We start from the raw sequence: 12,355 nt of genomic DNA, 5'->3' as shown, positions 1-12,355 counted from the left end.
GTCTCAGCGCACTTCGTAACCGTGCTGGAGGATGATAGCCTTGGCTTCTGGTCCCTTCAGAAACTGAAGGAAGGCGTTGGCGGCAGCGCTGTTGGCGCCCGGCTTGAGCAGCACGGCGTCTTGGTCGATAGGAGTATGGTTCGACGCTGGAACGAGCCAGCGCGATCCCTCCTTGTGCGCGATCACCTGGGAGAGCGCCACGAAGCCGAGTTCCGCGGCGCCGGTTTCCACGAACTGGTAGGCTTGGGTGATCGAGGAACCCATTACCGCCTTGGGCGACAGTTGCTGGTATGCTCCGAGCTTGCGCATGGTTTCCACCGCCGCAAGGCCGTATGGCGCGGCCTTCGGATCCGCGATCGCGATCTTCTCGAAACCACCCTTGCTGAGGATCATCCCCCGCCCATCAACGAGGCGGGGATCCTTGCTCCAAAGCACCAGCCTGCCGGTCGCGTAGGTGAATCGCGTCCCGGCGACGGCCAGACCCTCGACTTCCGCCTTTTGGGGCCGCTCCACATCCGCCGACAGGAAGACCTCGAACGGAGCGCCGTTGGCGATCTGGGCGAAGAATTGGCCCGATGACCCGAAACTCAGGGTCGCCTTGTGGCCTGTCTTGGTCTCGAAGCGGGCGGCGATCTCCTTAGCTGGCTGTGTGAAGTTCGCAGCCACGGCTACGCGTGTCTCAGCGGCCAGGGCGTCATGGGGAACGATCAAGACAAAGATAGCCGCATTGATCGCGGCAAGCACACGACGGCGGACTGGCATAGGCCCTGATGCTGCGCTGGTTATGTAGTTCAACTTGATAACGCCTTTGCCATGCTCGCCAATTGATTGCACCTCCAATCTCGCCGATTTGCTTGGGCTAAGGGAAATTACGGAAGGTGCCTCGACGCCGTCCGGCGAAGAGGATTCGGGTTACGCGCAGCAGGCTGATGGAGCGATACCCATCTAGAAAAGCGCTGAACCCCCGGGAAACAGAACTCGTCGCAAGTCGTGGGATCTTTGAGCTTCCAGGCATAAGCGATTGATTGTGCTCAGCGCTGACTGAGCGTCCCTCCCTCCCCCTTTTATCTTGCCCTCCAGCCTCTCCTGTCCATCCCGGTCCTTTCCTTCGCCCCCCACACTCAGGCAAACGCGGCGCCCAACCGGTCCATCCCCCCAGACCAAGGGAGCGCGAGAAAGCCCCAGCACCGTAGGCATGGCGCCGGGGCTAATTTGGCTAGTTGGGTTGCCGGCTGTGAAGGTAGTCGCAGGCCCGTTGGGCGTGCGCTGTGGCGCTGAACAGGAACCTGGGTTCGGCTTTCAGCACCCCAAGCCAGTGGCCGAGATAGGCCGCATGATCGGCCCGAGGCGTCAGTTCCAGGCCCAGATCGGCGCAAAGAAACGCCGCGCCAAGCTCTGCCACCAGTTCCTCACGCGCATAGCCTTCGTCGCCAAAGCGCTTGCGGCCGAAGTCCCGATCCAGTCGCGTCGGGTGGCGCGTCCAGTGCGTAAATTCGTGCGCCAAGGTGGCGTAGTAGCCCTCGGCGTCAGCAAAGCACTCGAAAGGCGGGACCTGCACAAAGTCCTCGTGCACCGCGTAGTAGGCCATATCGCCACCGTGACGCAGCTCACCGCCAACCGCGGTGAAGAACGCGTCGGCATGCCCGATCCGCGCGGCAGGAGAAATCGTCGGCTCTGAAAGGGCATAGAAGTGGACCGGAAGCCCCTCGACCTGCTCGACGTTGAAGACCGTATAGGCCTTGAGGAACGGGATCTGACGCTCGACATCCTGCCCGTGTTCGTCCGCTTCGCTGCGAACGAACTTGTCGGCGTAGACCACGCTGGCGCCCGTCTCGCCCTTTCGGACATGCCCACCAAGGGCGAGGGCCTGGCGGAAGGTGATCCAGATCGGCGCGAAGTAGCCGCGAGCGACCGCATCGCACCAGAGGAGCACCACATTGATCCCCTTGTAAGGCTCGCCCGTGGAGCGCAGCGGGCGGGTGATCTGGCCGGCCAAGTGTTCGGCCGACCAGGGCTTGGTCCAGGGACGAACGCCCCGCTCGAGGTCTGCGATGATCGTTGACGTGACGCGGGAATAGAGATCCTGGCGCGGCGTCTCACGCGCAGTGGTTTGGTGGCGCGACATTGCGGCCTCTTGGGTTCTGATTTTCGGAAAGAGCCGCCGGCCCGGCTCCCGCCGGGACGGCGGAAGAGGTCAGTCAGCGACGCGGCTGCGCGACCAGATCAGGGCGTAGCCTTCGTCCGCATCGACCAGCGAGGCGTAGATCGGAGCGACGAAGCTCGGATCGTCCAGCTTGACCGAGAGGTAATCGCGGCTGTCCCGCGAGACCTTCTTCCAGGCCGCGCCGAACTCTGTCTGACCGGCGAAGATGCGGAAGTCCGGCGCCCTGTCGTTGTCCTTCTCGGCCAACCGGAAATGAGCCGCTTTGACATCGAGCGTCAGGGTTTTGATGTCGCCTTGGATCGAGCCGTCCTCGAACTTGGCAAACGTGCCGATGGTGGCCATTGGTGATCTCCGTCCTTGCTTGGGCCGCGCCGATCGCGGCCTCGATGGCGGACGGACGCCGGGGGGACGGGCGGGCGCAGCCGAAGGCCCGAAGCGTCAGCGCAGGACGGCGCGCGGCGGCTTGTTTGCATCGCGAGGAATGACGCCGCAGGCGTCAGGGGAAGGAAGCCGCCGCGCGCCGTTGCGTCCGACCGCCCCCTCGGCCTGATCGCACGAAGAGGACGTGGCGGCGCGGAGCCTAGTGCGGAGTTCCATGTTCGCCGCCCGTCGCCCGATAGCGAGCGAGATGGCCCAGATACAATCGCAACATCCTCTGGAGCGCCGCTCAGCTCACCGCTTGCGGTAAGGCTCGCAGGCTATTCCGTCGCCGTCTCGATCAAGGTGCGGGCCATAACCTGGCTCTCCTCGCCGGATCGGGGCTGCGCCGGCTGCACGCGCTTCGGTGCAGTTGCGGAAGGCTCCTGATCCTACGCCCGCAAAGGACTGAACAGCCGGGGCCTGGCGGCCCTCGCCGCGGTGACAGTGATAGTCACCGGTCTTGCGGTTGTGATGGCAGCCCTCAGCATTCAGGCCACCCGGATGAGCGATAGCAGAGCCGGGAACGGCGACTGGGCCGGCCAGACCCAACGCAGCGACGCACGCCGTCGCCAGTCCAAATCGAGCCATGTCATCCTAATCGGCAGCCGCCGCCCCCTGCATTTTGCCCAGCAATTCAATCGCCAAGCGGGCAAGCTCTCTCATCAAGCTATACCATAAACTTGAACGCCGAGCGGCGGGACTAGGCTGGCAAGCTCAACCAAACCTGCAATAGGCCAAGTGCGGCGAGGATCACCAGGATCACGCCGATCACGAAGACGCCTGCGCCTGTGGCGTTGGCCTTGAACCAACCTCCGACCTCGACAGAGAGCGAGTCTTTGGCGGACGGGAGAGAAGGCTTGGAATGCGTCACCATGCGTTCACCGTATGTTTCATACATTCGATTGGCAAGCGCGTTATGTATGTTATATACGGATCATGGTAATCGATGACCGTGCAGCACGACTGAAGGTCGCCCGCCGCCAGGCGGGGTTCAAAACTGCCCGGGCGGCCGCAGACCACTTCCACTGGAACTACAACACCTACGCCTCCAACGAGAACGGCAACGCGCCTTTCTCCTATGCAATGGCTAAGCAGTATGCCGCCGCGTTCAGCGCTTCGGCCGCCTGGCTATATGACGGCGCCGGCACGCCAGATTCGGACGTGCCGCCCCCTGCTTCGCGAGAGGTCCTTGTCCCCGTGATCGGAAGGGTCGGCGCCGACACCGAGGGCCGGGTTCTCTTCGCAACCGGCCAGGAGACGGGCGACCTGGTCCCGCTCCCTCCGGGAGGAACGGAGAAGGCCGTGGCTCTGAGCGTTGTCGGCCATTCGATGCGAGGCGTCGCTGACGAAGGCGGGCTGATCTATTTTGAGGATCAGCGGACCCCGCCAACCCCGGACATGTATGGCCAGGTGGTGGTTATCGAGACGCTCGAGGGCGAGGTGCTGGTCAAGCGCCTGCTGCGCGGCTCGCGCAGAGGCCGGTACGATCTGGAAAGCGTGGTGGGCCCTGTTAGGGAGGACGCCAAGATCCGCTGGGCGGCCCACATCACCGCGATCATTCCCCCCCACCAGGCCAGGCGCGTCCTGCGGACCACTGGGGTCTAGCCGTGCAGGAAGCGCCGCGCAGGGCTGCGCAGTATCTGCGGGTCTCGTCGGACCAGCAGCGCTACTCTTTGGCCGGCCAGGCGGCGCAGATCGAGGCCTTCGCCGAGCGTCACGGCTTCAAGGTCGTCCGGAGCTACGTCGACGCCGGCGTCAGCGGCCTGTCGACGTCTGGCCGCAAGGGACTGCAGCAGATGCTGGCCGACGTCGTTGGCGGATCGGCCGACTACGAGACCATCCTCGTCTACGACGTCAGCCGATGGGGGCGCTTCCAGAATCCCGACGAGAGCGCGCACTACGAGTTCGTCTGCCGACAGGAAGGCGTCTTCGTCGTGTACTGCGCCGAGGAGTTTGGGGACGGCGGCGTCACTAGCGCCTTGCTCAAGCAGGTCAAGCGAGTGATGGCCGCCGAATACAGCCGCCACCTCTCGGTGACCGTCACTGGCGCTCAGCGCAGATATGCCGCCAAGGGCCTCTGGCAGGGCGGACCTCCAGGCTATGGCCTGCGGCGCGCATTGCTGGGCGCCGACGGCGAGATCGTCGCCATTCTGGAGCGCGGAGAGCAGAAGGCGATCGCCTCGGACAAGGTCGTGCTGGTGCTCGGCCCGCCCGAGGAACAGGCGGTTATCGCCAGGATCTACCAGCTATTTCTGGAGGACCACTTCAGCCGCACGGGGATCGTCAGGCTGCTCAACGTGGAGGACATCCCATACGGCGATGGCCGCCCCTGGACCTATCAGCGGGTCAGCAATGTGCTGACCAACCCGATCTATGCGGGTGTTCAGGCGTTCGGCCGGACGGTGACGCGGCTGGGCGCCCGTCCCCAGAAGCGCCCGCCCAAGGATTGGGTGACGGCGAGGACGCAGACGCAGGCGGTGAGCGCCGAGGCGCAAGGCCGGGCCGCGCGCATCATTGCGGCCAGGATGGTGATGCTGAGCGATGAAGAGATGCTGGCGCGGCTCAAGGCGCTGGCCAGGCGCAAGGGCCGCCTGTCGGGCCCGCTCATCAAGGCGGCGGAGGATCTCCCCTGCCCCGCCACTTACTCCAATCGGTTCGGCAGCCTGATGAAGGCCTACGAGCTGATCGGCTACGACTACGAAGCGACCCGCGCCAGACGCCGGCCCGCCGAGCTCGCCAGGGCCCACCGCACGCGCCGCCTCAAGGCCAAAACGCCGTGACGCGCACCAAGGCGAGCTCTCCCAAGCCTCCCAAGGTCCGCGCCGTGCAGTACCTGCGGATGTCGACGCCTCAACAGCCCAATTCCCTGACCCAGCAAGCCATTGCGCTCGATGCCTACGCGCAGAGCCAAGGCTACGAGATCATCCGAACCTACGAGGATGGGGCCCTAAGCGGCGTGGGCGCCAAGAACCGCCCCGCTTTTCGCGAGCTGCTCGCCACCGTCCTTGGCGGGAAGGCCGACTTTGAAGCGATCTTGGTCTACGACGTCAGCCGATGGGGCCGCTTCCAGGATCCCGACGAGGCGGCCCACTATGAGTTCCTCTGCGCCCAGGAAGGCGTGCGTATCGTCTACTGCGCCGAAGTTTTCGGGCAAGGAGCCGGAGCCCCTGACGCCCTGATGAAGGCGCTCAAACGCGCCATGGCGGCGGAGTTTTCACGCGAGCTTGGCGCCAAGGTAAGAACTGCTCAGCGACGATACGCCTCCCAAGGATATTGGCTGCACGGAGAGCCGGGCTTTGGCCTTGCCCGCCAGGTCATCCATGCGGACGGAAGGCTCGGCTCACGCCTGGCGCGAGGCGAGCGCAATGGCGATCGGGACTTGCGCACCATCGTCACCCCTGGCCCACCCGAGGAGGTCGAGGTCGTGCAGCGGATGTTCGCGCTCTGCGCTAAGGACGGCCTCACGGCCGGGGCCATCGCAAGAGCCCTGAACCAGGAAGGCGTCCCCTCCCCCAGCGGGGCCACCTGGTCGGGCGAGCGGGTGCGAGACATCCTCACCAACCCAAAGTACATGGGCGACCTCTCCACGCAGCGTAGAACGACACCGCTCGGGGGCCGGCGACGGACCACCCCGCAGGACGCCTGGATCACGGTCAAGGGTGCGGGCCCTTCGCTGATCTCTCGGGAAGCCTTCGGCGCCGCCCAAGTCGCGCTCCACGTCACCCCGCCCCCCGATGAGGCCGCACTGCTTGAGGCGCTAGGAGCGATCGCAGCAACCCACGGCATGGTCAGCGAAGCACGCTTGAAGGCAATGGGCGTGCCGTACTACCGCAGCTACCGCGCGCGCTTCGGCAGTCTGCGGGCCGCGTTCGCGCTGCTTGGCCATACGGCTCCCAAGCACTTCCCCAAGCGCAGTTTGAGCCAAGACGATCTCCTGCAAGGCCTCGCCAGGCTATTCCTGCGCAGCGGCGACCTCACGCCAAGGCTGATAGACGCCGATCCGGATCTCCCAAGTGCAGATTACTACCGCAAGCGCTTCGGCGGCCTGGCTGCAGCCTATGCCTATGTCGGATTTGTGCGCATCACGCCGGCGCAGGCGCGCTCGCCTGTCGGAAAGTCTCGACTGGCGGCGCGCCGACGACAGATTGAGGCCTGGGCCGCCGGAAAGCTGCAACATGCCGATCCCGCAGCCGAGCATTCCGATGTCCGATGATCCCAAGGCCCCCCGAGGTTTCGCATCGCTCTCGCCTGAGCGGCGGCGCGAGATCGCTCGCAAAGGTGGGCAGTCCGTCGAACCCCAGGAACGCGCCTTCTCGCGCGACCGCGCCCTTGCCGCCCGCGCCGGTCGCAAGGGCGGCGACGTCTCGCCCAGGGGCCCCCGCGACGACTGAGCTGCGCCCACCTGCCGCAGATTGTGCGTCGGCTTTCCAACAGTGGGCGTCACCGAGTCAGCTCATTCTTGATCCATGCTGATCGACATCGCCGCCCGGGCGCTGCGCACTCAAAGGCAGCTTGAGCTGCGCTACGCGACCTATTCGCGCCGCGTGGAGGTTCACGCCATTGGCTATTCCAGGACCGGGCGAGCGATCGTGCGCGCCTGGGTTCGAAGCGGGCGGCGCGGTGAGGCCAAGGGCTGGAAGGTGCTTGATCTGGCCGAGGTTCAGGAGGCGGCAATCGCGGACGAAGCTTCGGGGGCTCCCCGAAAGGGCTACCGTCGCAGCGATCGCGTCTTCGACCGGATCATCTGCGAGCTCTAGACGAGCGGGCTGCCCCCAGCCGCCGCCGTCAGTTCAGCGGGTGACAGCCCAAGCGTCGCACGTCATCGACCGCCAGAACACGCCGGGACGCGCCATCATCGGCACGACAGGCCTCAATCGTCCTCAGCGAGGGTCCGTAGGATCTTGAGCGCCTGCTTCTGTCGCCCCTCCGGAAGCTTGGAAATGAGATTGAGGGCCTCGACGACGGCCTTGGTCTGCAATGCCCCGCTCACGCCCTCGACCGGCCTGCCGCAATGCTCGGGCGGAAAGAGATCGGAGGGATTGATCTGCAGCTGTTCAGCGATCTTGCACATCATCGAGGCCGAGATCCGGTTCTTGCCCTGCCGTATTTCTGAATCTGCTGAAAGGTGATGCCGGCGGCGCGGGCCAGGGAAGTCTGCGACGCGCCCTTAGCCAGACGAAAGGCGCGAAGGCGCTGCCCCACCTGGATATCGATCGGATCGATGGAAGGCTGCTCTGCCATGCCTGGCTTATACGCGCGGCGCGCAAGCGTGGCGACGCGTCAGACCCGGTCGGAGAACCGGTCGTGCGCATCGATACGCCGGACGGTCAGGTCGATCTCTCGTTGATAGATTTCGCGCCGCAGGAATTCGAGTTCGGACTCGCGCTCAGCTTCCGACACATCGACGTACCAGGCCTTGAGCGAACCGTTCCCCTCCCCGTTCCATCGATAGCCACGCGCCTTCAGGAGGTCCTTCAGCTCGAAAGGTGAATTCTCCGCCCAGATCCGCCAACTGGGGCGGCGCGCCTCGTCTAGCAGGTGGGCGAGCGCCGGCTGACCGCTATGGCGCATCGGCCGCGCCAGCAGTTCGACGCTGGCCAGGCAGTCATTGAGCGCGCGGTGCTTGTCGTAGAAAAACCCGGCGCCGGCGGCCAAATGCACCAGGCGCGCGCCTTCATGGCCATCGCGGGCCCAGTCCACCTGGGACATCGAACAGGCCCAGGGCTTGGTGGTGAAGGTCTGGCAAAAGCGCTCGAGGAAACGTCGATCGAAGGCGGCGTTGTGGGCGATCACCAGGGCCGCGGGCGCAGCGAACCTCGCCACTGCGGCTGGTTCGATCGAGCGCCCCGCCACCATCTCGTCGGTGATGCCCGTCAAGGCCGAGATCTCGGCAGTGATGCTCATCGAGGGCTGTCGCAACTCATCGAAGGCCTCGCCGACCTCGAGCACTTGCCCTGTTAGATCGTAGAGGAATGGGACCATCGCCAGTTCGATGATCTCATCGCGCGCCGGGTCGAGCCCGGTCGTCTCGACATCGACAAACAGTCCAGTCCTAACGGCCCCTCGCTCCGCGAGGGGCCGTGCGACCTCCTCGGCTCGAGCTTGCGCAGCACGCGATAGCTGCCGCTCGCCTCAAGGGCTGCGGCCATGGCTTCAAGATCGTCAGTTGCGCGATCCACTCATCGACTCTGCAGTTAGCGCTCCAGCCATGGTGAAGCGTTGACGGCGCACCGCAAGGCCGCACTACAGGCGCCTTGCTAGCCTCGATCATCGCTCTTCGCTCTCGCCCGCATCTCCTTGGCCATCAGCGCCAGGCCAATGGTCGCCATACGGTCTACCGACGGTGCAGCTTCGAGCGGAGCCGTCATGCGCTGCGTGACGATCCACTCCCCCAGATCTATGAGCGCGATGCGCTCATAGAATTTGCGTCCCTCCATCTCGATGACGCGGCGATGAACGCGCGTCGGCGGCATGGTCGCAGCCTCAAGCTCAAATATTTCGCCGGTATAGGGCGCGGAGGCCCCGACTCTTTCGTCGAAGGCCTGGATCGCCGCATCGGCGAAGCTTTCAAAACTGCCGACCAAGCTCGCCCGGCTTGCAAAGTGTGAGGTCAGAACGCCCGCCACGATCGCGTTGCAGCCGACGTCGTCGCCGCGACCGGGCGCAGGATCAAAGACGGTGATGCTGTTGGCGGGCTCGTTCAGCAGGAAGCGGCAGGACATGCCGCTGCGGACGTGACGGACGACCGGCCCGTAGTCCCATGAGCCCGACGAAAAGATACCTTCGGCCTTCGCCTGGGAGATCATGGCCTTGGCCGCACCCTCGGCGGCGGATGAATCGACCTTCTGCTGCGCGGTGGCAGCCGAAGCGAACGAGAGTGCGATGGCGGCAATCGCCGCGAGAAGGCGGAACATTTGGGCTCTCGAGGATCGGCGCGGTGGGCGCTAGCCTAGGATCGGGCGGGCTAAACCGACAATCACATGTCGGACGGCCGCAGCGAAACTGACCTGACCTCCGCAGCGGCACGGCAATGCACTCTGCGTGCCGACCCGTAGCTCTCAGGCGAGACCTGTACACGCCATGGCGGCTTTTGGTGAGCGCCGGCCTTCGACCGGCCATCGCCGCGCGTCGTCCGGAGTCGCCGCGGATCTGGAACGCCACTTCACCAGTAACCCCGGTGCTCATCTATGGATTTGGTGGCCGATCGATGCAGAACCTCCACCCAATTCGCCAAATAATTCCGGTCTCCTGCACTTATAGATGTGATGACATGCTGAAGGCATATCTTCGCCGAAGGAACCCTCCACAAGACGTGAGGGTTCCTCCTTTGCCGCTATACGCGCCCCGCCCTCAAAAAACTCTTGCTCACCCCTCGTCGAAGCCGAGCGTCGAGGCGTCCGTGGGCGTCCTTCCGCAGGTACCTACGTCATGCCTCTCCTCATACTATTGCGAATTCTACTTGGTCTGATGTCCCTCGCTGTCCTGGCGTCAGGCTCCTATTTCCTCTGGAGCTGGTGGCACGGCCACGCCTTCGTCGACCTCGCTGGCGTCGAACACCGCATTCGCGATGACGATTGGAGACTTTGGTTGGGTCTGGGGCTGCTGGCCTGGTCGGCCTTCGGTCGCCTGCTGGTGTCGCCGCTGATCACGCACAGTGACGAAACGCCGACCCGCCCTGAACGACAGGGCGGCGAGGCGCGCACCCTTCCCGCCGCGGGCGGCGGCTCGCTCTATGTAGAACTTCTGGGTCCTCCGGACGCCCCGCCGATCGTGCTTACCCACGGCTGGGGCCTGGACTCCACGATCTGGTACTACGCCAAGCGCGACCTTGCCCGCCGCTTCCGGGTCATCGTCTGGGACCTGCCTGGCCTCGGCAAGTCCAAGGCCGGAAAGGGCGCCGTCGACCTCGCCAACTTCGCCGCCGACCTGCAGGCCGTTCTAGCCTTGGCCGAACGCCCGCCAGTGCTGGTGGGTCACAGCATCGGCGGCATGACCATCCAGACGCTCGCTCGCGATCGGCCGGAGGCTTTCCAGCAGGTGGCCGGCGTGATCTTGCTCAACACGACCTACACCAATCCCCTCCGAACCATGGTCTTCAGCTCGCTTGCCCGTGCGCTTCAGCGCCCGTTGATCGAGCCCATGATGCACCTAGCCATCTGGCTGGCGCCATTTGCCTGGCTTGGCGCCTGGCAGAGCTACTTCAGCGGTTCGGCCCACATGGCAAATCGCCTGGGCTTTGGCCGCTACGTCACGCGCAGCCAACTGGAGCACACGACCCTGCTGGCCACCCGCAACTCCCCCGCAGCCCAGGCGCGAGGCAACCTCGCCATGTTTCACTGGGACGCCAGCGGCGCGCTCTCAAACCTCAAGCTTCCGATCCTCGTGATTGGCGGCGAGCTCGACATCGTCACCCTGATGGATGCGAGCACCGCCATCGCTGACAGCTCCCGAGACGCTCGACTGGAGCGCGTCGACGGCGTCAACCACATGGGGTTTCTCGAACGGGCTGAGATCTACAACTCCGCCATCGCGAACTTCACGGACTCCCTTCAGCCCCGAGCGGCGCCAGGCGAGCGCCCGCCTCCCGGCCTCTCCAAGGCCTGGCGCTAAAGGCGCCGTGTTAGCGGCGGCTCCTTGTCTTAAGGGGCCCGCGGCAGCGATGCGGCTGAGAGGCGGAAGCTGACCTAAGCTCCGCCAAGCCCCCTCAAAGGGCCGCTTAACGGCAATTCAATCGTAACGGTCGTGAATTGGCGACAGATCATAGAAGCGCTCGACCGAGCGCACTTTCCCCCTTGAGCGAAGAAAATAAACCGCTTCAAGACCCCCTGATGCCGGGCATAATTCAGTCTTCCCTAGCCGAATTTTTAGGAGAGCCAGTTTGTTTCAGCCGTGGATATGCGTGGGCCATTGGGGAGCATCCGACAACGCATTGAACGGGCGGCGCCTAATGGTCGTCGGGGAGTCCCACTATTCCTCCGATCACTCAGTTGGGTCCGTTGTGCCCGACATGACCCAATGGGCAGTTGAGCACTATCTGAACGGCGGCCTTGCTCCGCAGGCGAAGGGCTTTTTCACCCGTGTGGGTGGGCTGCTTGCGGCACGGAGGGGTCCGTCATCGGACACCGAAGAGGCCCCGCCGCATGGGAACGAGATCGACGACCGAGTGGCCATTTGGTCCTCCATCGTCTTCTACAACTATGTTCCCGTCGTCGTGGCCGACGGCCCCCGTATTCGACCAACCCAAGCGATGTGGGACGCGGGGCGGGAGCCCTTCTTCGAAGTGATGCGTCGGTCTCAGGCCGAGGCCGTCCTCGTGCTGGGAGAGGCGCTCTGGAATAATATGCCCGCCAGCGACGAGCCTGCCTACACGTTCGATTTCGAGGGCCAGCCCAAATGGGCCCGCCGCTACAGTCTCAGCGGGTCGGGCGACGTGCCTAACCGTGTGACGGCGACCTATATCAATCACCCGAGCTCGCATGGGTGGTCTGGCACGCGCTGGCGTCCAGTCGTGGATTTCCTCTTCTTAGCGATAGAAGCGGAAAGAGCTCGAACGGGCCGATGATGGCGCAACCGTCCACGAACTCGGAATCCCTAGGTATCGCACGGTGCTCTCCAGCTTTCGGTATCCCAGGAGGAACTGAAAGGCTCTGAAGTTGACTGCCTTCTTGTAGCCGAACTCCACCTTGGTGCGTCTTTGCCAGCAGGAGACATTGGCCAAGTCGCCAAAAACGTACGTCCAAGAAAGTCGCGGCCCGATGCTGGGCGAAAAGG

The 12,355-nt window shown here is 64.5% G+C and carries 15 protein-coding genes and 1 pseudogene; 7 read left to right on the top strand and 9 right to left on the bottom strand.

Annotated features, from left to right (window positions below; all coding sequences use genetic code 11):
- Positions 1–3: 3 nt before the first annotated feature.
- From modA to AC1DQJ_RS01115, 5 genes are all read right to left on the bottom strand, one after another.
- The gene (gene modA / locus AC1DQJ_RS01135; protein WP_477599727.1) at positions 4–762 is read right to left on the bottom strand and encodes a molybdate ABC transporter substrate-binding protein; all 759 of its coding nucleotides are present in this window, start codon (positions 760–762) and stop codon (positions 4–6) included.
- A gap of 454 nt (positions 763–1,216) precedes the next feature.
- Complete coding sequence (locus AC1DQJ_RS01130; RefSeq protein WP_477599417.1) at positions 1,217–2,125, bottom strand: ArdC family protein; 909 nt, start codon at positions 2,123–2,125, stop codon at positions 1,217–1,219.
- A gap of 69 nt (positions 2,126–2,194) precedes the next feature.
- A complete protein-coding gene (locus AC1DQJ_RS01125) occupies positions 2,195–2,506 on the bottom strand; it encodes a DUF736 domain-containing protein (protein WP_477599415.1) in 312 nt (103 codons plus the stop codon).
- A 330-nt stretch (positions 2,507–2,836) separates the two neighbouring features.
- Positions 2,837–3,172 carry an excalibur calcium-binding domain-containing protein gene (locus AC1DQJ_RS01120; RefSeq protein WP_477599413.1) on the bottom strand — a complete coding sequence of 112 codons (336 nt, stop codon included), beginning with the start codon at positions 3,170–3,172 and terminating at the stop codon, positions 2,837–2,839.
- Positions 3,173–3,284: 112 nt separating this feature from the next.
- A complete protein-coding gene (locus tag AC1DQJ_RS01115; RefSeq protein WP_477599411.1) occupies positions 3,285–3,458 on the bottom strand; it encodes a hypothetical protein in 174 nt (57 codons plus the stop codon).
- A gap of 62 nt (positions 3,459–3,520) precedes the next feature.
- On the opposite strand from AC1DQJ_RS01115, the gene AC1DQJ_RS01110 reads away from it, so the two are divergent.
- From AC1DQJ_RS01110 to AC1DQJ_RS01090, 5 genes are all read left to right on the top strand, one after another.
- Positions 3,521–4,189 (top strand): S24 family peptidase, encoded by a 669-nt coding sequence (locus AC1DQJ_RS01110; protein ID WP_477599409.1) that lies wholly within the window; start codon positions 3,521–3,523, stop codon positions 4,187–4,189.
- A 2-nt stretch (positions 4,190–4,191) separates the two neighbouring features.
- Complete coding sequence (locus tag AC1DQJ_RS01105) at positions 4,192–5,364, top strand: recombinase family protein (RefSeq protein WP_477599407.1); 1,173 nt, start codon at positions 4,192–4,194, stop codon at positions 5,362–5,364.
- On the top strand, positions 5,361–6,797 hold the full coding sequence (locus AC1DQJ_RS01100) for a recombinase family protein (RefSeq protein ID WP_477599405.1): 1,437 nt from the start codon (positions 5,361–5,363) through the stop codon (positions 6,795–6,797). Before AC1DQJ_RS01105 ends, AC1DQJ_RS01100 begins: the two co-directional genes overlap by 4 nt.
- Positions 6,787–6,975: a con-10 family general stress protein gene (locus AC1DQJ_RS01095; RefSeq protein WP_477599403.1), complete on the top strand. Its 189-nt coding sequence runs from the start codon at positions 6,787–6,789 to the stop codon at positions 6,973–6,975. Before AC1DQJ_RS01100 ends, AC1DQJ_RS01095 begins: the two co-directional genes overlap by 11 nt.
- Positions 6,976–7,050: 75 nt before the next feature.
- Complete coding sequence (locus tag AC1DQJ_RS01090) at positions 7,051–7,341, top strand: hypothetical protein (protein WP_477599401.1); 291 nt, start codon at positions 7,051–7,053, stop codon at positions 7,339–7,341.
- 113 nt (positions 7,342–7,454) lie between these two features.
- On the opposite strand, the gene AC1DQJ_RS01085 is transcribed toward AC1DQJ_RS01090, so the two are convergent.
- The 3 genes from AC1DQJ_RS01085 to AC1DQJ_RS01075 form a co-directional block, all read right to left on the bottom strand.
- A complete protein-coding gene (locus AC1DQJ_RS01085) occupies positions 7,455–7,658 on the bottom strand; it encodes a hypothetical protein (RefSeq protein ID WP_477599399.1) in 204 nt (67 codons plus the stop codon).
- Between the two features lie 206 nt (positions 7,659–7,864).
- On the bottom strand, positions 7,865–8,629 hold the full coding sequence (locus tag AC1DQJ_RS01080) for a 3'-5' exonuclease (RefSeq protein ID WP_477599725.1): 765 nt from the start codon (positions 8,627–8,629) through the stop codon (positions 7,865–7,867).
- A gap of 212 nt (positions 8,630–8,841) precedes the next feature.
- Complete coding sequence (locus AC1DQJ_RS01075; protein WP_477599398.1) at positions 8,842–9,498, bottom strand: hypothetical protein; 657 nt, start codon at positions 9,496–9,498, stop codon at positions 8,842–8,844.
- A 553-nt stretch (positions 9,499–10,051) separates the two neighbouring features.
- Here AC1DQJ_RS01075 and AC1DQJ_RS01070 point away from each other — a divergent pair.
- The gene (locus tag AC1DQJ_RS01070; protein ID WP_477599396.1) at positions 10,052–11,194 is read left to right on the top strand and encodes an alpha/beta fold hydrolase; all 1,143 of its coding nucleotides are present in this window, start codon (positions 10,052–10,054) and stop codon (positions 11,192–11,194) included.
- Between the two features lie 388 nt (positions 11,195–11,582).
- Entirely contained in the window at positions 11,583–12,146 is a 564-nt protein-coding gene (locus AC1DQJ_RS01065) for a hypothetical protein (protein ID WP_477599394.1), read from the top strand.
- On the opposite strand, the pseudogene AC1DQJ_RS01060 reads toward AC1DQJ_RS01065, so the two are convergent.
- A pseudogene (locus AC1DQJ_RS01060) lies at positions 12,108–12,278 on the bottom strand (hypothetical protein); the annotation flags it as partial. The gene AC1DQJ_RS01065 and the pseudogene AC1DQJ_RS01060 sit on opposite strands and share 39 nt — an antisense overlap.
- Positions 12,279–12,355: the final 77 nt, after the last annotated feature.

This window comes from Phenylobacterium sp. P4_E10, from assembly GCF_056401675.1.
Note: the sequence above shows the minus strand (reverse complement) of the source record. Positions and strands in the feature narration are given on the sequence as shown.